Source organism: Bartonella quintana, from assembly GCF_009936175.1.
Classification (GTDB): Bacteria; Pseudomonadota; Alphaproteobacteria; order Rhizobiales; family Rhizobiaceae; genus Bartonella; species Bartonella quintana.
This window is the reverse complement of the sequence record NZ_AP019773.1, coordinates 613,185-636,324: the sequence shown is the minus strand read 5'-3', so window position 1 is coordinate 636,324 and position 23,140 is coordinate 613,185. Positions and strand designations below refer to the sequence as shown.

15 protein-coding genes are annotated in these 23,140 nt (G+C 38.1%); 6 read left to right on the top strand and 9 right to left on the bottom strand.

The window, feature by feature from the left end; genetic code table 11:
- Nucleotides 1–8 precede the first annotated feature (8 nt).
- Nucleotides 9–1,244, top strand: coding sequence for an FAD-binding protein (locus MF1_RS02495; protein WP_161510386.1), 1,236 nt, complete (start codon nucleotides 9–11; stop codon nucleotides 1,242–1,244).
- Nucleotides 1,245–1,709: 465 nt separating this feature from the next.
- On the opposite strand, the gene dnaE is transcribed toward MF1_RS02495, so the two are convergent.
- Nucleotides 1,710–5,198, bottom strand: a complete 3,489-nt coding sequence (gene dnaE, locus MF1_RS02490; RefSeq protein WP_161510385.1) for a DNA polymerase III subunit alpha — start codon at nucleotides 5,196–5,198, stop codon at nucleotides 1,710–1,712.
- A 405-nt stretch (nucleotides 5,199–5,603) separates the two neighbouring features.
- Between dnaE and recG the strand changes: the two genes are divergently transcribed.
- Nucleotides 5,604–7,712 carry an ATP-dependent DNA helicase RecG gene (recG, locus tag MF1_RS02485; protein WP_161510384.1) on the top strand — a complete coding sequence of 703 codons (2,109 nt, stop codon included), beginning with the start codon at nucleotides 5,604–5,606 and terminating at the stop codon, nucleotides 7,710–7,712.
- Between the two features lie 381 nt (nucleotides 7,713–8,093).
- Here the strand turns inward: recG and glmS are convergent, their stop codons facing one another.
- The 5 genes from glmS to MF1_RS02460 form a co-directional block, all read right to left on the bottom strand.
- Nucleotides 8,094–9,917, bottom strand: a complete 1,824-nt coding sequence (gene glmS / locus MF1_RS02480) for a glutamine--fructose-6-phosphate transaminase (isomerizing) (RefSeq protein ID WP_014924182.1) — start codon at nucleotides 9,915–9,917, stop codon at nucleotides 8,094–8,096.
- Nucleotides 9,918–10,093: 176 nt separating this feature from the next.
- Nucleotides 10,094–11,440, bottom strand: a complete 1,347-nt coding sequence (gene glmU / locus MF1_RS02475; RefSeq protein WP_042995399.1) for a bifunctional UDP-N-acetylglucosamine diphosphorylase/glucosamine-1-phosphate N-acetyltransferase GlmU — start codon at nucleotides 11,438–11,440, stop codon at nucleotides 10,094–10,096.
- A gap of 16 nt (nucleotides 11,441–11,456) precedes the next feature.
- Nucleotides 11,457–12,245 (bottom strand): cytochrome c biogenesis CcdA family protein, encoded by a 789-nt coding sequence (locus tag MF1_RS02470; RefSeq protein ID WP_161510383.1) that lies wholly within the window; start codon nucleotides 12,243–12,245, stop codon nucleotides 11,457–11,459.
- A 46-nt stretch (nucleotides 12,246–12,291) separates the two neighbouring features.
- Nucleotides 12,292–13,260, bottom strand: coding sequence for an RgsD C-terminal domain-containing protein (locus tag MF1_RS02465; RefSeq protein ID WP_174235331.1), 969 nt, complete (start codon nucleotides 13,258–13,260; stop codon nucleotides 12,292–12,294).
- Between the two features lie 60 nt (nucleotides 13,261–13,320).
- Nucleotides 13,321–13,644: a HesB/IscA family protein gene (locus MF1_RS02460; protein WP_011179503.1), complete on the bottom strand. Its 324-nt coding sequence runs from the start codon at nucleotides 13,642–13,644 to the stop codon at nucleotides 13,321–13,323.
- A gap of 84 nt (nucleotides 13,645–13,728) precedes the next feature.
- On the opposite strand from MF1_RS02460, the gene MF1_RS02455 reads away from it, so the two are divergent.
- From MF1_RS02455 to MF1_RS02445, 3 genes are all read left to right on the top strand, one after another.
- Nucleotides 13,729–14,931, top strand: a complete 1,203-nt coding sequence (locus MF1_RS02455; protein ID WP_161510381.1) for a deoxyguanosinetriphosphate triphosphohydrolase — start codon at nucleotides 13,729–13,731, stop codon at nucleotides 14,929–14,931.
- A 30-nt stretch (nucleotides 14,932–14,961) separates the two neighbouring features.
- On the top strand, nucleotides 14,962–16,719 hold the full coding sequence (gene argS / locus MF1_RS02450; protein WP_161510380.1) for an arginine--tRNA ligase: 1,758 nt from the start codon (nucleotides 14,962–14,964) through the stop codon (nucleotides 16,717–16,719).
- Nucleotides 16,720–16,867: 148 nt separating this feature from the next.
- Complete coding sequence (locus MF1_RS02445) at nucleotides 16,868–19,390, top strand: SPOR domain-containing protein (protein ID WP_161510379.1); 2,523 nt, start codon at nucleotides 16,868–16,870, stop codon at nucleotides 19,388–19,390.
- A gap of 115 nt (nucleotides 19,391–19,505) precedes the next feature.
- Here MF1_RS02445 and MF1_RS02440 read toward each other — a convergent pair whose 3' ends face one another.
- Complete coding sequence (locus MF1_RS02440) at nucleotides 19,506–19,850, bottom strand: hypothetical protein (protein WP_161510378.1); 345 nt, start codon at nucleotides 19,848–19,850, stop codon at nucleotides 19,506–19,508.
- A gap of 300 nt (nucleotides 19,851–20,150) precedes the next feature.
- Between MF1_RS02440 and MF1_RS02435 the strand changes: the two genes are divergently transcribed.
- Nucleotides 20,151–21,257, top strand: a complete 1,107-nt coding sequence (locus MF1_RS02435) for a branched-chain amino acid aminotransferase (RefSeq protein WP_014924189.1) — start codon at nucleotides 20,151–20,153, stop codon at nucleotides 21,255–21,257.
- A gap of 121 nt (nucleotides 21,258–21,378) precedes the next feature.
- On the opposite strand, the gene glpX is transcribed toward MF1_RS02435, so the two are convergent.
- Together glpX and MF1_RS07150 are read right to left on the bottom strand one after the other, a co-directional pair.
- The gene (glpX, locus tag MF1_RS02430) at nucleotides 21,379–22,365 is read right to left on the bottom strand and encodes a class II fructose-bisphosphatase (protein ID WP_014924190.1); all 987 of its coding nucleotides are present in this window, start codon (nucleotides 22,363–22,365) and stop codon (nucleotides 21,379–21,381) included.
- Nucleotides 22,366–22,525: 160 nt separating this feature from the next.
- Nucleotides 22,526–22,822: a hypothetical protein gene (locus tag MF1_RS07150; RefSeq protein ID WP_014924191.1), complete on the bottom strand. Its 297-nt coding sequence runs from the start codon at nucleotides 22,820–22,822 to the stop codon at nucleotides 22,526–22,528.
- Between the last annotated feature and the right edge of the window lie 318 nt (nucleotides 22,823–23,140).

Sequence of the window (23,140 nt, the reverse complement as noted above, 5' to 3'; positions counted from 1 at the left end):
AGTAACTCATGGACCTATCGCCAATCATTGTTGGAGGGGGTATTGCTGGCTTAAGCTCTGCTTTGGCACTCGCTCATAAAGGAATTGCAAGCACTATTATCGAAAAGTGTAAACAGCTTGATAGTGTAGGTGCTGGTATTCAACTCACTCCAAACGCGACATGCATTTTTTCTCATTGGGGGATTCTTAGCAAACTCATAGAAATGGCTATAACTCCACAATTTCTTCAGTTAAAAGATGGAATATCTTTAAAAACACATCTGCACACTGATCTTATTAATTTATCAGAAAAACGTTGGAAGGCTCCTTATATTACGATTCATCGAGCCAACTTACAAAAAGTTTTATACAACGCTGTTATTAAAAATCCCCTTATCAAATACAAAACAGGTGAAACTGTTGTATCGTCTACCCAAACGGCAACCAGCAGCATTAACATAAAAACAATAAAAACAGATGCACCAACTAAAACAGAATACCACCAATTTTACTCAACGCCTCTCCTCATTGGATGCGATGGAGTTTGGTCGACATTACGGCAATTGGCTCCTCTTCACGAAAGAGCAAATTTTAGTGGTTTCATTGCCTGGCGTGCAACAATAGAATTTGAAAATCTTCCCAAAAGCTTTTGTTCTTTATTACAAAATATGAAGACAATTATCGCCTGGATGGGCCCCAAAAATCATCTTGTTGTCTATCCTATTCAACCATCAGCAAAAGTTTTTAATTTTGTAGCCATTACGCATGGAGAAAATTCAAAAAAAGGATGGGCGCATAAAGGAAAAAAAGAGGAGCTTAAATTTCTTTTTAAAGATTGGAATCAGCAAATTTTGCAAATTTTTGACCATATTGATGAATGGAGCTATTGGCCGCTATTTCAAATGAAATATAACCGTTTTTTAGGGTTAGAACGACAAGTGTTTGTTGGTGATTGTGCACATGCAGCCTTACCCTTTGCAGCACAAGGTGCAGCTATGGCAATAGAAGACGCCGCTACATTAGCAGAAGTCCTCTCCCTTAAAGATTGTTCATTAATGAAAGCTCTTTCACTTTACCAAAAAATACGCAGTCCTCGAATTACAGCGGTAAAAAAACATGGGGATTTTAACAGAATGGCCTACCATGCAACTGGTCCCATAGCAATTGCACGTAATTTGATCATGAAAATTCGCACACCAGAAAGCATCATGTCTAGTCTTGATTGGCTTTATATGTATGATGCTGTGAACTTAATAAAAAAATGAAATAAACAGATATATAGTAAAAACTTATAAAATTTAAAATCCCAAATTGCTTTGGGCTTTCATGTATGAAATGGAAACAATCTTCTTAAATAGACACTTAACCAGAGCTATCATTCTATTTACGAACATCGAGTATTGCTACTGTTCTTGCATTTAAACATTTCAGAGCTCTCGTATTCACTCCGCCCATCAATCAACCTTTTGGACTGCAATCATACAATTTTTTCTCAATAAATAATGAGTGCACGAAACAGGAAAACATTGCGATATCAAACAGTTTTATATTGCATAAATATTGATTTTATGATGAGAGTTGATAATTTAATGCGCAATCAATCGGTCTAAACTGATCGCAAACAAAAGAAAGATCTTTTAGAATCTACAATCTGATTCAAAGTTAAATTTTAAGCTACTGATAAAACAACACTGGCACTCAAACCAAGCAGCAACCTCATATTATTGAACTTAAGTCAACTCCACATCAACAACACCATGTATCGATTTCATAGCACTCACCACACTTGAATCTACCTTATATCGCTTTGGAAGTGTAATTTCGACTTCCCGTAATCCATCTTCTTGAATCAAAATGAGCCCTACCTCTCCATTCCCATTAGGATTTAGATTCTGCTCAATTTGTGGAAGCATATCAACTGTTTTTATAAAGAGGCGCATCATTTTATGATGCTGTGCTGCTTCGTTTTCCAAAGATTGAGCCGTCTCAAGTCGCAAACTAACCCCCTCAGAGCGATTTTCTGCACTCACCGTAATGATAAAAGATTTTCCTGGTTCTAGCATATCTTCATAAGCCGCAAGCATTTCAGAAAATAAAATTGTCTCATACTGTCCGCTCGTATCAGAAAAATGAACAATCCCCATTTTTTTACCAGATTTTGTTTTGCGCACTTGTTTTGCTACGACAGTTCCAGCAAGCCTAGCAACAGTTGCTCCTCCTTTGACGGCATTAGCAAAATTAACCCAAGTCTGAATACGTTTTTTAGCAAGAATAGCTTGATATTCATCCAGAGGATGAGCAGAAAAGTAAAAACCTATTGCTTGAAATTCTCGATAAAGTTTCTCAGCCGGTGACCAAGGAGATGCTTGCGATAGAATCAAAGGCTCTTTCAAGCCACCAGCTATTCCAAACATATCAACTTGTCCACTAAAATTATTATCAAAAATACGAAGTGCACGCGCATGAAGAGTTCCAACACTCGCCAATAAAACCTCACGCGCAATATTAAAGCAATCAAAAGCGCCAGCACAAACCAAACTTTCCATGGCACGCTTATTAACAATACGCGGATCAATGCGCTCACAAAAATCCTTTAAATCTTTAAAAACCTTATTTCCACGGCAAGCTACGATATGATCAACGACTGCTTCCCCCACACCTTTAATAGCAGCAAGAGAATAGTAAATACAATTTTTACCGACCTCAAAAAGACGATGTGATGTTTGCACACAAGGCGCAATTACTTCAATACCCAACCTTAATGCCTCGCGCCGGAAATCATTTAATTTCTCGGTATTTGTCATATCATATGACATCGAAGCAGCTAAAAACTCAACTGAATGGTGTGCCTTCATATAAGCTGTTTGATAAGATATAATGGCGTAAGCAGCAGCATGTGATTTATTAAAACCGTAATCTGCGAATTTTGCTAAAAGGTCAAAGATAATATTAGCTTGCTCTTTATCAACACCACCAGCAACAGCTCCATTCACAAAGCGCGTCCGCTGTTTTTGCATTTCTTCGTGAATCTTTTTACCCATAGCACGACGCAATAAATCCGCTTCTCCAAGCGAATACCCAGCAAGCACCTGAGCGATCTGCATCACCTGTTCTTGATACACAATAACACCTTGTGTTTCTTTAACGAGATGATCTATTTTAGGATGAATAGAAGCAATTTCCTCTTCCCCATGTTTGCGTGCGTTATAGATTGGAATATTCTCCATCGGACCAGGACGATAAAGCGCAACAAGTGCAATAATATCTTCAATACGGTCTGGCCTCATCCCAATAAGCGCCTTACGCATCCCAGAACTTTCGACTTGAAACACACCAACCGTTTCACCCCGTGCCATCATAGCGTAAGTTGCTTCATCATTCAGAGGGATATGTGACAAATCTATTTTGATACCCTTTCGTGCAACAAAATCTACCGCCATTTTCAAAACAGTAAGCGTTTTCAGCCCAAGAAAATCAAACTTTACCAAGCCAGTCTGTTCAACATATTTCATGTTAAATTGTGTAACAGGCATATTGGAACGAGGATCACGATACAATGGGACAAGCTCTGATAGCGGCCGATCACCGATAACAATCCCTGCAGCATGGGTCGATGCATGACGATAAAGTCCCTCCAACTGAAGCGCTATATCTAATGTGCGTCCAATGGCAGGATCCTTTTTCTTTTCTTCTTCAAATTTCGGTTCATCCTTAATAGCATCAGCCAATTCAACTTGGTTTCCAGGTGCAGCTGGAACTAACTTTGTAAGATAATCTACCTGACGATAAGGCACTTCTAAAACACGCCCAACATCACGTAACACTGCACGGGCCTGCAACTTACCGAATGTAATAATTTGAGCAACTTGATCACGTCCATATCTTTTTTGAACATAATGAATAACTTCTTCGCGCCGTTCCTGACAAAAGTCGATATCAAAATCCGGCATAGAAATACGATCTGGATTAAGAAACCGCTCAAAGAGAAGAGAAAAACGCAATGGATCAACATCGGTAATCATCAATGCATAAGCAACAAGTGAACCAGCACCAGAACCACGGCCTGGACCAACAGGAATATCATGGACTTTCGCCCATTTTATAAAATCCGAAACGATAAGAAAGTAGCCAGAAAATTGCATACGCGTAATAACCGAAATTTCATAATCAAGTCGTTTCTGGTAATCTGCAATGGTGTATCCTTCGGCTAATCCAATTGTCTCAAGTCGCCTTTTTAAACCATCTTTAGCCTGATTTAACAATTCACTGTCTTCTTCCTCTAAAGCAAAATTTGAATCTACAGATTGTTCTATAAAACGAGGCAAAATTGGTTTTCGAATTGGCGTAGCAGTATGGCAACGCAGTGCAATTTCTACGCTGTTTTCCAAAGCTTCTGGAAGATCAGAAAACAGTGCAACCATTTCATCTTGTGGCTTCAAATAATGATCTGGTGTCACACGTTTACGATCTGGATTAGAGACAATTTGTCCTTCAGCAACCGCCATCAAAGCATCGTGAGCCTCATACCCTTTCCTATTCAGAAAAAAAGCCTCATTCGTTGCAACAAGAGGAATTTCATGTGCATAAGCCAACTCAATAAGCGCAGTTTCTACTTTCCGATCAAAAGAGCCATGTCTTTGTAATTCCACATAAAGACGATCATTAAAAACTTTTTTCAAATAAATTAAGCGTTCAACAGCGCGTGCTTTTTTATCTTCTGCCAAACAAAAATTGATAGGTCCTCCTCTCCCACCAGTCAAAGCGATTATTCCTTCACTCTGCGACAACAACCAATCGGCTTTGATATGAGGAGGATCAGTATCGCACTTATCAAGATAAGCACGACTAACAAGACGAACTAAATGAGCATAACCAATCTTGCTCGCAGCCAATAAAACAATAGAGCAAAAATCAAAAGGATGACGCCACTTAACAAAACGTGGATTATCATTTCCATCGCCAAAATCAATTGTGAGCTGACAGCCTATTATAGGTTGAATACCATGAGAAAAACAATGCTGCGAAAATTCTAAAGCACCAAATAAATTATTCGTATCCGTAATAGCAACTGCTGGCATAGCATCAGAAATTGCATGTTGAATAATTTGTGGAACTTTCAAAGCCCCCTCAAGGAGGGAATAAGCTGAGTGTACCCTCAAATGAATAAAACGAGGAAGAGAATTCTTATCATCTCGTATTTTACTTCTATCCTCTGACACTCTCACAATTTCCCGCTACAAAATAAATATCAAATCGCAGCTCTCATTCGTTTCTTAACCGAGAGCATTTTTATGCATCATGCTAATACACCCCTTCAGCCCCCACATATCGGCAAGATACTTCATTTTTATCTATATTGCGTATTAGAATTCTATCAAGAAAATACCTAATAATTATAACAAAGAAATGCACAAAAATAAAAAAGAGCAAATTGTACAGAATATTATTGATATTGGCACTCTTTGCTTATTGTATCCTTATTTTACACTCCTTTAAAATTTCATTTTTATGCTTAAAACTCAAAGTATCAATTAAGCAACTTCTCCTGAGATATTCAGTGAGTTATCCCCAAAAAGCTCCTTTAAAGCACTAGAAAAAACAAAAAGAGCAGGCTAAATTTCCTTATGCTTCCAGACCTTATTCGTCCTCTTTTTACCTCTGTCCGTGCTCTGCCAGGCACGAGCCCTAAAATATGTGCCTTACTGGCCAAAGTCTTAAACATTAATCCTGCCCAACGTGAACCAACCGTTATTGACCTTCTTCAATTAATGCCTCAATCTGTTATAGATCGCAGAATGCGACCCAGCATTGCTTTTGCACAAGAAGGGATCACCGTTACCCTTGAAATTATTGTCGATCAGCACCATCCGCCACCCATTGAACGCAATCGATTACCCTATCGTGTTAGTGCTCATGATCAAACAGGGAAAATAAATTTGGTCTTTTTTCATGCCCAATGTCCTTGGCTAAAAAAACAACTCCCTGAAGGAAAGAAAGTCATTGTATCGGGTAAAGTTGAGCGATTTAACGGACAGCTTTCCATGATCCATCCTGATCATATTGCCCCAAGTGAACAATCAAATCAGATGCCACTGATCGAACCCGTCTATCCCTCTACTGCCGGACTATCAGCAAAGACGCTAAGGCGGACGATACAAAACGCCCTTGAATATATTCCTCTCTTGCCAGAATGGATAGAGGAAAGCGTCAAAAAACAACAAAACTTTTCTTCTTTTTCGGTTGCTTTACACCGTATTCACACTCCCATCAATCCTGACGATCTCTCCTTAAAAAGTGCAGCACGTAAACGTCTTGCCTACGATGAATTACTCGCTTGTCAATTGGCTCTTGGGCTAGTACGTTTAAAAACCAAATCTCTTTCAGGGGCTTCTCGCCCCCCAAAAGGAACTTACACTAAAAAATTGCTGAAAGCCTTACCTTTTCAACTTACAAATGGACAAAAAAAAGCGATACAAGATATTGCCAATGATCTTGCTTCACCAGAACCCATGTTAAGGCTTCTGCAAGGTGATGTAGGAGCAGGAAAAACCGTAGTTGCACTCATGGCAAGCGCACAAATTGCTGAAAATTCAGGACAGTCAGCTTTAATGGCACCAACGGAAGTTCTTGCCCGACAACATTTTGCTACGATTGCTCCTCTTGCCGAAAAGATCGGATTACAAACAGTTCTTTTAACTGGACGAGAAAAAGGAAAATTGCGCGCAAATATTCTGAAGGATACATTATCAGGTCAAGCCTCTATTATCATCGGAACCCATGCCCTCATACAAAACAACGTTGCCTACAAGAATCTTGCCTTAACCATTATTGATGAACAACATCGTTTTGGCGTTCATCAACGTCTTGCCCTTACAGCAAAAGGCAATAAACCTGATATGCTCGTAATGACCGCCACCCCTATTCCACGCACATTGGTGTTGACAGCTTTTGGTGATATGGATATTTCTCAAATTACAGAAAAACCAACTGGACGACAACCCATTACAACAGCAATACTTCCTTTGCAACGTATTCATGAACTCCTAGAACGAATTGCCATTGCATTAGAAAAAGGAGAAAAACTCTACTGGATTTGTCCTTTAGTGGAAGAATCTACAACTCTTGAACTCACTTCAATTGAAAATCGTTTTGCTATTCTCCGTGAACGATTTGGAGAGCGAGTTGGAGTTATACATGGAAAAATGTCTACAGATGAAAAAGAAGCAGCTATGACATCTTTTAAATGTGGAAACATATGCATTTTAGTTGCAACCACAGTCATTGAAGTAGGAGTGGATATTCCAGATGCCTCGATCATCGTCATCGAACATGCAGAACATTTTGGCCTTTCACAACTGCACCAATTGCGTGGACGTGTAGGACGAGGAGAAAAAAAATCCTCCTGTATTTTGCTATACAAAAATCCATTGACAAAAACGGCAGCAAAACGCCTTAATATTATACGCAATACAGAAGATGGTTTTAAAATTGCTGAAGAAGACTGGCGTCTACGAGGAGAAGGAGAACTTTTAGGAACCCGACAATCCGGTATGCCTGAATTTCACATAGCAAATCTTGCAGTCCATAGTGATCTTTTGTTAATAGCAAGAAGAGATGCGCGTTTATTTTTGCAACATGATGCCAATTTTTCTTCAAAACGAGGAAAAGCTTTGCGCTTACTGCTTGATCTTTTCAGGCGTGACGACGCCACTAGGCTCTTACAAGCAGGATAACAGTAACAAAGCACGCCTGATAAAATGTAAAAGCTTTCCATATTTTTCAAAAATTCTCTTATGGCTTTTACTCCCACCACCCGTGAATGATATAATATAAGCCAACACTATTGTTACATCTCCTCACCTTAAATGTTGTGCGGCTCTTGCACGTAAGACAGCTCATAAAAAGCATATTAAACTCTTTCTAAAACGATTTTCTATCCTTTTATGACATATAAGCAAACGTTTTTTGATTCTGAATTAGAGGATTTGAAGTGAGAAAATATTTCTCTATTCTGTGTTCTCATTCAATACGGAAAACGATAAATTATTCTTAATAAATTCATTTGTTGTATTCTTAATTATTTTCCCAAAATTTTAAAAACACAACATCCATTTTTACTCAACAGTGACTGATTTTGCCAAATTACGGGGTTGATCAACATCCGTTCCCAATAAAACAGCTGTATGGTAAGCGATTAACTGAATAGGTAAAGCATAAATAATGGGCGCAATAAATTCTGGAATATTTGGCAAAACGATTGTTGACAAAGTATCAAGACCAGCTACTTCTGCTCCTCTTTTATCAGTTATCAAAATAATACGACCATTGCGCGCTGCTACTTCTTGCATGTTAGAAAAAGTCTTTTCAAACCACCTATCATAAGGGGCTACAACAATAACTGGTATTGCCTCATCCACCAATGCAATCGGCCCATGTTTTAACTCACCCGCCGCATAGCCTTCGGCATGAATATAAGAAAGCTCCTTCAGTTTAAGTGCCCCCTCCAAAGCAATCGGATAAGAGGTACCACGGCCTAAATAAAGGACACCTCTTACGTTTACTAAATCACGACAAATCTGTTCAATTTTCTCATCGAGCTTTAACGCCTCGTTTAAAATCCTGGGAACTTCTGCCAATTGTTGAACAAACTGGTGCTCTGCCTTCTCTGAAAGAGATCCACGTTGTTTAGCAGCATCAAGCGCCATTGCAGCAAGCGTTGCCAATTGACAAGTAAAAGCTTTTGTTGAGGCTACACCAATTTCTGGACCGGCTCGCGTTGGTAAAATAAAATCAGCTTCTCTTGCCATTGTTGATTGCTCAACATTCACAATTGTTGCTGTCTTTACTCCATGTTCTCGACAATAACGTAAACATGCCAACGTATCAGCTGTTTCACCAGATTGAGAAACGAACACCGACAATACATCGGAAGCTATGGGTGGTTCACGATAACGAAATTCTGAAGCAATATCATTATCAACACTTAAAGCAGCAAAATTCTCAAACCAGTAGCGCGCAACTAAGGTTGAATAATAAGCAGTTCCACAGCTCGCGAAAAGTATTCTATTAATTTTCTTCCAATCAATCAAATTTTTAAGTGAGCGGACCGTATAATTTCCAAGATCAAGGTAATGCGCCAAATTATGAGAAATAACTTCAGGCTGTTCAAACATTTCCTTGTGCATAAAATGACGATGATTCCCCTTAGAAACCAGTAAAGTCCCCTCAAACAATGTGGTAATAGGGCGTTTTACCGGTTGATTGTCCGCACCATAAATTGTCACACCTTCCCGTGTGAGAACAGCCCAATCACCATCTTCCATATAGCTGATGCGATCTACAAATGAAGCCAAAGCGACTGCATCCGATCCGACAAAAAATTCATCTTGTCCATAGCCAATTGCGAGCGGTGGACCAGAGCGAGCAGCAATCATAAGATTGTCTTGACCTTCAAAAATAACAACAATAGCAAAAGCTCCTTGCAACCTTTTCCAACTTGTACGTATAGCTTCTTGCTGAGAAAGACCACTTTTTAACGCGCGTGTAATTAAATGAGCAATAACTTCCGTATCCGTCTCTGTTTCAAAAGTATAACCCTCCTCAATAAGTTCCTTTTGCAATTCTACAAAATTTTCAATAATACCATTATGAACAATCGCAAGCCGTTCAGTCACATGAGGATGAGCATTCCGTTCCACAGCAACTCCATGAGTAGCCCAACGTGTGTGGCCAATCCCTAAACTTCCTTTTAAAGGTGTTTTTTTTAATTTTTCCTCTAAATGAACAAGCTTACCTTCAGCGCGCACACGATAAAGACGTCCATTATGCACTGTTGCTATACCAGATGAATCATACCCTCTGTACTCAAGACGCTTCAAACCAGCAATTAAAGAGGATGCAACACATCTCTTTCCAAGAATTCCGATAATTCCACACATTAAAAAGCTCCGACTGACATCCCAAATTTATAGAATCCCATAAAACAATCAGAGATTCCTCATTACAAAACTGTAAGTAATCACATAAATCAAATATGGAGTATGGCAATATCCAAGATAAACCCCTCTACAGAATTGTTAAATTGCTATAATGCAAAAAAACAGCCTAAAAACGATTACTTTTTCTGTTGATTCTCTGATAAACGCACGCGCAATTTCGCTGCATAATCCTTTTTCGTCACTTGTCGTGCACGTCCAAAAGCCATACTGTTTATAGGAACATCTTCAGTGATAACACTGCCTGAAGCAATATAAGAACCATTCCCTATCATCAATGGAGAAACAAGCGCTGAATTAGATCCGATGAAAGCATGATCACCAATTACAATTTTATATTTGTGAAATCCATCATAATTGCAAGTAATCGTACCAGCTCCAATGTTTGTCTGTGTTCCAATTTCTGCATCGCCAATATAACTTAAATGATTAATCTTGGAAGCTTCTCCTATTTTAGCTTTTTTGACTTCACAAAAGTTTCCAATCTTTACCGATCGCGCCAACTCTGTTCCAGGACGCAAATGTGCATAGGGCCCAATCTGAGCATCAATACCAACCACAGCGCCTTCTAGATAACTAAATGCATGAATAACCGCACCAGATTGCACTTTTACTCCCAACCCAAAATAAACATTTGGCTCAATCACCACCCCTTGTTCAATCTCTGTATCATAAGAAAAATAAACAGTTTCTGGTTTAAGTATTGTAACACCAGACAACATTAAATCGCGGGCTTTCCGCTTTTGCCATAAAGAATCAGCTTCAAAAAGCTCAAAACAGTTATTAATTCCTACAATATTGTCAAAAGGCACTTCAACAACTCGAACCTCTAATCCTTCACGTGATGCAATTGAAACGATATCTGTTAGATAATATTCTTGCTTCGAATTGTAGTTATTAACTTTCTCTAAAAGGGAAAGCGCTCGCTTTCCGTTAAGAGCCAATATCCCGCCATTACAAAAAGAGATCTTTTTTTCTTCATCGCTGGCATCTTTTTCTTCTACAATCGCAATAAGTTTACCATTTTTCTCAAGAAGACGCCCATAACCTGTTGGATCTGAAGCATAAAAACCAGCAACGACAACATCCGCTCCAACGGCAAGTTGCTCCCGAACTTTTAGCAATGAATCTTGCTTAATCAAAGGAGTATCACCAAAAACAATGAGAACATCATCTACCTCTTTTTGCAAAGCCAAGCGAGCAGATAAAACAGCATGAGCAGTCCCTAAACGTTCTTTTTGTTCAAAAATCATCACACTTTTTATAAATGATTGCACAACATGTGTGACATCTTGAGCGCCCGCCCCCACAACAACTGCTAACTGTGAAGCGCCAGCTAATTCTATTTGTTTTATGACGTGGCATACAAGTGGTAATCCAGCAATTTTATGAAGTACTTTAGGAAGAGACGACTTCATGCGCGTCCCTTCACCCGCTGCAAGGACAATAGAAAGACAACTTCTCATCGTAAAACTCATAAGACTAACGAGAAAACCCCAAAAAAATCATAATATCATGCCAATGAATACCTTCAACCTGACTTAACGAAGGATAATGTTCCAAAAACCAAAATGAAAGACTCTGCATAGAGCCTGTTAAAAATGAAATACCTGTAATAATCAAAAAAATACCAATAATTTTTTCAACTTTTCCTAAATGAATACAAAAAGCTCCTAAAAATCTCATAAAACTGCTTGAAAATAAAGCTGCTATCACAAAAGGCACACCAAGACCTAACGCATAAACCCCTAAAAGGATAGCTCCCTCGCCCACAGTTTCTTTTGTTCCAGCAAGGGTTATGACAGGTCCTAAAATTGGACTAATACACGGTGTCCAACCAAATGCAAAAGCTAATCCAATAACATAAGCTCCTAAAGGACCAGCAGGCGTTTTGTGCGTTTGAAAACGTGCTTCACAAAATAAAAAAGCAACCTTGAAAAGACCCAAAAAATTCAAACCAAAAATAATAATGATAATTCCAGCAGTAAGTACAAACCACTCACGATAATAAGCAATGAACTTGCCAATTGTGCTTGCACTAGCACCTAAAGCAACAAAAACGGTTGTAAAACCAAGCACAAAAGCAATAACAGAAGATAAAAGTGCTAAGCGTATAAATACTTTTTCGTTATGCTTTTCTGAACGAAAATCATCAATACCAATACCTGCCATATAGCATAAATAAGGAGGAACTAACGGCAAAACACACGGTGATAAAAAAGATAATGCACCGGCAAAAAACACACCAACTGTTGAAATTTCTACAATCAAAACCCTCTATCCAATTCCTATTATGGCTTACGCCTATGCACAACCATTAATCCATTTCCTCATCAATTTGTTGCATATTTTGTACTTTTGCCACCAAACTAATATCTTCATCATGGCCAGACACAACCGAAAAAGCCTTTTGATAAATTTGATCCTTATTCTTAGCAATCGCAATATACTTCCCCTCAGCTAACACGAGTGAAACATAAGCACCAACCGTTTCGTAAATGATATCACCAGAATCATTGGTGATAGACCAGCTTGTATCTGCAAGTGCTTCCCCTCCTTCCTGCCGTACCAATTTAAAAACAATTTGAGCTGCCTGATGTTCAAGAGTGACTTCTGTAATTTTACCCGCATCCACTTGGATATCTGAATGAACAATAACATTAATGGAACCATAATGGGAAGCAACATGATAGCGGCCAGCTTTCAAACGTACAATTGACAGAGGTTTAACATTTGATAAAATCACACCAGTATCATCATTTTCTTTCTCATCCTCATAGATAGTGAAACGTAACTCCTTTTCATTGATTGTGCCGTTCAGCAATGTAGCATTTAAAAGCACGCCACCAGCATCAAGATTAAAATTTTTAACAAGACTCTGTCCGCTTTGTAAACTTATATGGTGCACTGCACTTGCATGACCAAAGGAAACATGAACAAGATAGCTTCCTGGTTCTAGGTTAAAATGCGCGCTACCACCCTCATAACTTGCAATCAATGGTAATTTATTATCGATTCCTAGGATAGGAGCATAAACCCGCCATATGAGCCCTTTCACAACATTTTCACTGCTGTTTGTTAATCGAGCATGCAAGATGAGTTGGGACTGAAAAACTAAATTTTCTTTTTCATGATCTTGAGATTTTGAAATAAAATTTGTTGATTGTTCTTTTTGAAGCTCTTGCTCTCCCCCTTCTTCAGAAAAAGCACAATGGCTCCAGATCAATAAGGTAAGTGCCACGCCTAACCATAAACATTGGCGCAATGTTTTTGTAAGAAAATTCATTTTTGCATTGTTGATCAAAGTGATAATCTTTTCAAGAAGCAATACTACAAAGCTACCATTCTAAATTGAAAAACTCACACCGCAACCGCACGATGAGACAGCATTAGGATTATGAATTTGAAAAGACTGTCCCATAAGATCATCAACAAAATCAATTTCAGCCCCTTCCATAAAAGGAAGTGATAGCGAATCAATGAACACAACTGCCCCATCTTTTTTAAGAACGAGATCATCTTCACTCGTTTCAGAAACCAAATTATATTTATAAGAAAAACCTGAACACCCACCCCCTTCAACGGAAATACGTAATCCTATTTTATCGGTTTCACTCAAAAGTATCTGTGCAATACGCTTGGCAGCAACATCTGAAATATTCACATTCATTTTCTATATATCCTTGTATTAAACTGTCAAGAAAGAGTATCCCAAACAACAATCTAAATTTACGATGAGAATGGACAACTTGCAATGCATATAAGCAAGATCAATTTTAATTCCCAAGCTCGAGCGATCTATAGTGCCAACCCGCAAACAAGCCGCGGCAGATTATTCTATGAAACTATGAGTACCATACGATCACCTTTTCAACGAGATAGAGATCGTATTATTCATTCTAATGCATTTCGACGTCTTAAACATAAAACCCAAGTGTTTATTGCTGATGAAAGTGATCATTATCGTACACGACTGACGCATTCGATAGAGGTTTCTCAAATTGCACGAACCTTAGCCCGCGCGCTCTGTCTTGACGAGGATCTTGCCGAAGCTATTGCCCTTGCTCATGACTTTGGACATACGCCTTTCGGCCACGCAGGAGAAGATGCCCTCAATGAAGCAATGGCACATTATGGCGGCTTTGATCATAATGCACAAGCATTACGCATTGTTACAAAACTCGAACAGCGCTATGCAAATTTTGATGGGCTTAACCTGACTTGGGAAACACTCGAAGGACTTGTCAAACATAACGGCCCCCTTTTAGGTCCCTATGCGAACAATAAAGATGTGCCTATTGATATTCTACAATACAATACAAAGCAAGATCTTAAGCTCAATTGCTTTGCGGGACTAGAAGCACAATGTGCTGCTATTGCTGATGATATTGCTTATAATGCACATGATATTGATGATGGCTTACGGTCGCAATTTTTAACACTTGGTCAGTTCGAACAGGTTTCATTAACCGCAGTATTACTACAAGATATAGAAAAAGAGCATCCACAACTCGATAAAACTCGGCGTGGTTACGAACTGGTGCGCAGACAGATAACAACCATGGTGGAAGATGTTATCAAACAATCACAAGAAAACTTGGCACGCATCAAACCAACGAGCATAAGCGATGTTCAACAAGCAGAACAAACCATCGTTACCTTTTCGCCCACAATGGCCGTTTACGAAAAAGAACTAAAAAACTTTCTGTTTAAAAATCTTTATTACCATGATCAAGTCCTCAGTCGTCGTAATGCGGCAAAATGCATTGTACAAAAGTTATTTGACTGTTATTATAAAAATCCAAATGTAATGCCTGAAAGTTGGCACAGTAAAACAGCTCACTTAACAAATAAAGAGTTAGCACGTCTCATTGCGGACTTTCTGTCAGGTATGACCGATCACTATGCTCTACGTGAATATCAGCGTTTATTTGATTGCACAAATAATTTCGTTTAATCGCTTTTGAACACATGATGGAAGTTGAATATGAATGTCTTTAAAAACTTCGAAAAAAAAATTAAAAAATCACTAGAGTTATCTGATATAAAAGGAAAAAATGGAGAAGATTTAAATTTATCAAAAATCACCGTTGATCCTCCACGCGATTCCTCACATGGCCATTTATCAACCAATGCTGCCATGGTGCTTGCAAAGTCTATTGGACTTAATCCGCATGCACTTGCAGAAAAGATTATAGAACTTCTCAAAAATGATTCCTCTATCGATTGTATTGATATTGCCGCTCCTGGATTTATCAATATCAAGCTTACAAAATCATTTTGGCAAGATGCAATAAAATCCATGCTTAAAAAAGGTACGTCTTATGGCCGTATTCCAATGGGACAGGGAAAACGCATTAATGTTGAGTATGTATCAGCAAATCCGACAGGTCCCATGCATGTAGGACATTGCCGGGGTGCCGTTTTTGGAGATGTGCTTTCCAATTTGCTTCAATTTGTTGGCTATAACATTACGAAAGAATATTATATCAATGATGCTGGTAAACAAATTGAAGTACTAGCCCATTCCGTACTGTTGCGTTATCGCGAAGCCCTTGGACAAAAAATTAATGAAATTCCAGAAGGACTGTATCCTGGTGAATATTTGATACCATTGGGACAATCGCTTGCTCAAGAGTTTAGTGATCAATTACTCACTATCGATAAAGACGAAGCTTTATCGATAGTGAAAGAACGTGCAATTTATGCAATGATGTCAATGATTCGCAAAGATTTAGCTGCCCTTAATATTTATCATGATATCTTTTTCTCTGAGCGGATGCTTTATGCTGATAATGCGCGCGCTATTCGTAACACGATTAATGATCTTACTTTAAACGGCTATATCTACAAAGGTGAGCTCCCACCACCAAAAGGACAAAACACAGAAGACTGGGAACCACGTGAACAAACTTTGTTCCGTTCCACTGATGTTGGAGATGATCAGGACCGTGTCTTAGTTAAATCTGATGGTTCTTACACTTATTTTGCTGCTGATGTTGCTTATTTTCGTGATAAATTCAATCGTCATTTTGATGAAATGATTTATATTTTAGGTGCAGATCACGCTGGTTATGTAAAGCGGTTGGAGGCGATGGCAAAAGCAATTTCTGGCAATAGTGCTAAATTGAGCGTTTTTTTATGTCAATTGGTAAAACTCTTTCGCAATGGTCACCCTGTACGCATGTCGAAAAGAGCAGGATCATTTATAACTTTACGTGATGTTGTAGAAGAAGTCGGCCGTGATCCAGTGCGTTTTATGATGCTGTACCGTAAGTGTGAAGCACCTCTTGATTTTGATTTTGCAAAAGTAACAGAACAATCAAAAGATAACCCTATCTTTTACGTACAATATGCAAGTGCACGTTGTCACTCAGTTTTTCGTCAAGCGCAAGAGATTTTCCGTATTGAAAATGTTTCAAATGACACAATGATTGCACATCTTAATCGATTAACAGACGATAATGAGATATTCTTAATACGCAAACTTTCTGAATATCCACGCATCATTGAACAAGCCGTAGTTCATAAAGAACCACATCGATTGGCGTTTTATCTCTATGATCTTGCTTCCAGCTTTCACGCCCATTGGAATAAAGGGAGTGATAATTTCGATTTACGCTTTATTCAGCCTGATGATAAAGAACTCTCATTTGCCAGATTGGGATTAATACAAGCGATCATGAATATTTTATCATCAGGACTTGCAATTGTAGGAATCGAAGCAGCAACAGAAATGCGTTGAAAAAGTTCTATAAATACATAAAATGAGTACTTTATTGATAAACTTTTTCATGTATCCTTTTATAGGCGGGGGAAAATTTATAATTAAATAAAAAATTAAAATTAACCATTTATTGCACACAGATGCAAATTATCATGTGAGAAAAGCTATGAGCGATAACGATCGCAAAAATTCGCGCGAAACGAAACAGGATCATGAACACAATAATCCTTTAGAAAAACTTACGCGAATTTTTAATCCAAACAAACAAAGTGAAAATCAAAAAGATCCGTCCTTTTTACAGACTGATCGGTCAATCTCTCAGACCTCTAAAACTTCATTCCATGGTGATGATTTTGATTTACCTTTTCTAGAAGCGGAACTTGAGAATAATCTAATTGATGATCAAAAGAAGAAGTGGGACTTGCACAAAACCAGCAATGAACCGACTTCAGATATTACTCAAACTGCTTCTTTCAACCATTTAGAACAAAATAGTTTTTTGTCTGAAGAATCTGAAGAAGTACATTCTTCACCTATTGGTAATGATGAAGAGCAAATTTTAGATGCACTTTCTCCCTTACCTATTCAAAAGAATCAATTACCTCAAAATAAAACAATACCAACTCGTACTCATCACTCTTTTGAAAAAAGGAATTTCCGTCCACAATCAGAAAATTTCTTTTTTGATGAATCTGATAAGCACAATAATAAAAAAGCTCCTTCAAAACCCGATGAACAAGCCAACCCTTTTTCACAAACAATTGCGCAACAGCCAAATCTACAGACTATACAACAAAATTGTGATGACAATCAAAGCCTCCATGACATTCCTCTAAACCATTCCTATAAAGTTTCGGCTGATCAAGAAAATTGGATTGAAGAATATTATGCCAGTGCTCCAAATCCTTCCATGGGTGCAAACACTGGCTTCTCATCTGCTAACCTTATTTCAGAAAAACAGGACACTGCAAGAAATGAATTAACAAGTGACGTCCCATCACTTTTGGATTCAATACAAATTGATAATAATCCATCTGATTTAAAAGGCTTTCCACAAAAGGATCATACTCATGATTATCCTCAATTTTATGAGGAAAAATTCTTAAAACAAGAAGTTTATACTGCAAAAACTCACACATATGGTGACACTCAAACCCAATACATCAATAATGATGAAACTATCTCTGAGCAAAACAATGAAAAAGAGGTTCTGTATCATCAAAACAATTTAAGTGGTACGCCTCCCTCATCGAAAATCCATAATACCACACAAACAGATAGTTTTTTTGCTCATAACACTACGCACAGGGACACTCCCCCGCCAAATGTTGATACTTCTAAATTTGCAGAGGAAATCGTAGAAAAAACTGGGCCAATTATGGTTCCAGAACTCCCAGAATATGATGTACCTCCTGATGGTTTGAAAGAAGAACTTGCTGATGTATTCAATGTAGGAAATGTTCCAGCAGAAGATTTTTCGCGGCGACAACAGAAAAATGAAGTCCTCAATGAAATCTTTCATCAAACCGTTCACAATCCAAGAGAGGATGCGTATATAAATATAAATTCCAAAGAGCAGAGTGCTAACTATTTCTCTGCTGACGATATAGGGGATCATTCCTGCTCTCTTACCGAGAATTTATCATCCAAAGGGGTAGATGAAATCCCCACTCATGCATCAACCACTCCTCCCTTAAAAAGTTTTATTGTTGGTAAAACTCTTACAAGAAGTTTTGTTTTTCTTATCCTTTTAGCAACTGGTTTTATTGGTTATTTTAGCTTTTTTATGCCATCACAAAAAAATGAAAGCACCCCCATTATCCGCGCTGAAAATACGCCTTTTAAATTCAAACAAGAATCAACTGAAAAAAAAGATGACGTTGCGCATAATTTAGATATTTATAAACAAACAACTGGAGAAAATGAAAAACAAGAAAATACACAACAATTTCTTATTGATAATTCTGAATTGCCTAAAGAGTTAGCAACATTAAATCAGCAGGAATCCACAAGCATTTCCTCTTCTTCTCTTGATAAATCTGATGTTGAAAATGCAGTGACAGAAGCCATCAATCACACTATTCCAACACAAGAAGTACAAACTGTTATTGTAAAACAAGATGGCACAGTTGTACTCGCGCCAATACATCACACAGAGAGAAAAACTGCTGATAAACTTGAAGAAAGGATTGATCAAGCTCCTATAGATCAAGACACTGCTTCAGTTTCTTCGCACTTTTCTGATACAAATCACGAAGAAGCAGAACAGAAGCTGATGAATAATATTGATAAAATAATCGCTGAAAATGCTTCTTCCTCTAATATTGAGGGAGAAATTGAAAATCCATTTATACCAACTCCTTCACATGCAAAGAGCAATTCACAGGATCAAATACATGCTGCCTCTCGCCCAACTCCACCAGTCCGAGTAGGCACACAAAATTCAGAAAATTATTACGTACAACTTGCATCCCTACCTACGCATGCGCTAGCTAAAAATTCCTTGAAAAATATGAAGTCCAGATTTGGATTCCTTATCGGTGCTCGTTCTTTGAATATTCAATCTGCTCTTATACCAAGAAAAGGAACCTATTACCGTGTTCGTATTCAAACACAAAACCGTAATGAAGCTATAAGCCTTTGTGAAGACATCAAAAATTCTGGAGGAAGTTGTTTCGTCACACGCTAAACAAATAATGCGACGGTTTTAAAAACCCTCGCACTGTTTGTTTTGCTAACAATTGATTAATTTCAGAAATTAAAATTGTCTCAAACTTTTCCTGGCTCATGCACTTAAGATGATTTTACTCTTTGTGATCCACGTTGGGTTGGTTTCTTTGCTCTGAAGGATTTGGTTCATAAAATAAAGATGAAGTCGTGTCTTTATAGGTATAAGGTACCGGAGATGTTGGATTTAAATCTTTTTCCGGACTTTTTGTTGTTTGATTCGATTCTGGAGTGTTATAGTGGTGAGATATACCTTCAGGAGATTTTTCAAAAAAAGATCCTAAGAAGCCGAAAATAAACCAGATAATAAAAAGCGCAAGAAGAATGGCAAGAATACCTTTACCAATTGAATTATGCTGTTCACGCTCTTTCTTTTCTGCGGCTATACGTTCTTCGTATGTATGGTAATTTCTATCAATCATAGTAATTCCTTTTCTCAATTCCTCTACCTTTAAGTTACAAGATATGCATATAGGGAATCATTCAGACACTTATTTCGGAAAACGACAAAGATGTATAAAGGTTCCAGATTACTTGATAAAATCTAGAAGCAAAACCATGAAAACATTAACAAAATATCTCTCAAGAGCCTTTTCTTTCAATTCTATAAGAAGGCATTGACACAAATGATTTGCTAATAATAAAGTTGTAATGAAAGCATTTCGTTATTTTTTATAATAAAAAATACCTAGGAATAAAGCATATTCTAAAAGGTTTAATTTATGAAATCTCCTACATCATCAATTTCGTTTAAAATAGAAAAACACCCATCACCTTTATCAGACGAGAAACGTGAAAGTATTCTAAAAAATCCTGGTTTTGGCCGATTTTTTACAGATCACATGGGGATCATTAAATGGACCAAAGATAAAGGTTGGCATAACGCTGTCATCTCTCAATACAAATCCCTAGAAATTAATCCAGCAAGTACCGTTTTGCATTATGCGCAAGAGATTTTTGAAGGTTTAAAAGCCTATCGCGCAAAAGATGGACGCATTTTGTTATTCCGCCCTGATGCCAATGCGCAACGTTTTATAGAGTCGGCAAGACGATTAGCCATGCCAGAATTACCAAAGGACATTTTTTTAGATGCCATTCATCAATTAGTAAGAATTGATCAGAAGTGGGTTTCTGGAAATCCCAATGCTAGCCTCTACATACGTCCATTCATGTTTGGCAATCAAAATTTTTTGGGAGTTCGCCCTTCTGAAGAATATCTTTTCTGTATCATAGCATCTCCTGTTGAATCATATTTCAAAGGAGAAGAAAAACCTATCAGTGTATGGATTGAAACAGATCATAGCCGAGCTGGTCCAGGGGGAACCGGTGCTGCGAAATGTGGTGGAAACTATGCAGCAAGCTTACTTGCACAAAAAAATGCAACTGAAAACAATTGTAGCCAAGTGCTTTTTCTTGATATGATTGAACATAAATGGATTGAAGAGCTTGGTGGTATGAATGTTTGCTTTATTATGGCAGATAATACACTTGTAACACCTGCACTTAATGGCACCATTCTTCCAGGAATAACACGTCATTCAATTTTGAAATTGGCGCAACAAATGGGTTTAATGATAGAAGAACGCCCTTATTCTTTTGAATCGCTCCAGGAAGATGCACACAAGGGTCATCTTAAAGAAGTTTTTGCTTGTGGTACTGCCGCTGTTGTCACATCAATCGGTCGCTTCAAATATAAAGGTGGGGAGTTCATAATTGGAAATGAAATGATCGGTAAGATTACGCAAAAAATTCGTACACAATTGGTTGACCTTCAAAAAGGAAATATAGAAGATAAAAATGGCTGGGTACATTTTGTCCAGCTTTCATAACTATAAAAAATATATCCTCCAAACACTTCCATAAACGCATTCTTAAACCCTTTTATGGAAGCGTCCTTTTGAAAAAAAGATACCCTATTATTTTTCTAATTGGCTAAAACAAAAAAAGGCATTAATCAAATTTTGAATGGTTTCTATGCTGTGTTTTGATCTTACGGATTGTACCAGTATGTGAACGCATCACAAGAGTTTCCGTTTGAATGTAACGAGGAGTAAATTTAACACCAGAAAGCATATTCCCATCAGTGACACCTGTTGCAGAAAATAAAACATCACCTTTCGCCATTTCCTCCATTGTATAAACTTTATGAGGATTATCGATTCCCATCGTGGCTGCACGTGCGATTTTTTCTTCTGTATCAAGCTGTAAACGTCCTTGCATCTGCCCACCAATGCAGCGTAAAGCTGCGGCAGCTAATACGCCTTCTGGCGCTCCACCAATGCCCATATAGATATCAATGCCGGTTTCATCTGAATCAGTTGTATCAATAACGGCAGCAACATCTCCATCACCAATTAAACGAATTGATGCTCCTGTTGCCCGTACTTCATCAATCAGTTTTTCGTGGCGAGGCCGATCCATAATACAAACAGTAATCTGATTAACAGCCACTCCCTTAGCCTTTGCAAGAGCGTGAACATTGTCCGCAGGACAAGCATCGATATCAACCAACCCCTTTGGATAACCGGGACCAATAGCAATTTTTCTCATATAAACGTCAGGAGCATAAAGTAAGTTACCCCTTTCCGCAATTGCAACAACAGCTAAGGAATTAGCAAGATTTTTAGCACAAATTGTTGTTCCCTCAAGTGGATCAAGCGCAATATCAATCGCCAGTCCATTTTGAAGACCTACTTTTTCTCCAATATAAAGCATAGGAGCTTCATCACGCTCACCTTCACCAATCACTACTGTACCATCAACAGGCAATCGATTAAGTTCTTGACGCATTGCATCTACAGCAGCTTGATCAGCAGCCTTTTCATCACCCCGCCCGCGCCAGCGTGCAGCTGCAACAGCAGCGCGTTCAGTTACACGTACCAATTCAAGTGTTAGACTACGATCAAGTCCATTTAAAATTTTCTGAGTTGAAGGCATATAAAAAATCCTACCGACTGAGTTCTGCAAAAATGTTAGCATTCATTGTCAAACATTAAGAATAAAGCTTTTCGCAAAAATAAGAGATTCCTCAAGAGAAAAAGCACTCGAGCTCTCTTTTTGCCATTATACAACAAATCATCAATTTTACGCCGTACGTTCAATGCGAATGAATTGAGATTTTTGCAACAAGATAACCATCTTTTTCAACTGCTGCAAGTGCTTGTCGTACATTCACTTCCATTGTTTCATGCGTTATTAAAATGATTGTTTTTGTTTTTACAATTTGACTTTCTACAAAAGGTCTTTGAACAATCGACTCGAATAAGCTGTTATTATCAGCCATATGCCTTGCAACAGCTGCAAAAATACCAACGCGATCATGAATGCTCAAACGAATAAAATAGCCACCTGCATGATAAGAAATACATGCTTTTTTACGAGGAGAAAGCTCCAATGCTGATCTTCCTAAAACAGGTACATACTGAAAATCAGAAGTTGCTTTTGCTATGTCAACTAAATCATCAATAACCGCTTATGCTGTTGCCGCTTCTCCAGCACCAGGACCTGAAAACGATAATTCACCTAAGAGATCAGCTTTGAATAGAAAGAGATTCGCCACAACATGAATCTATGCAATCATTGATGATGTTGGGACCCTTGTTGGGTGAACACATTACTCGATTCCAAAATCGATTTTTAATGTAAACCTTAATAGCTTAATCCGATAACCCAATGTCATCAGCCGCGCGAATATTAATCCGCGAAATATTGC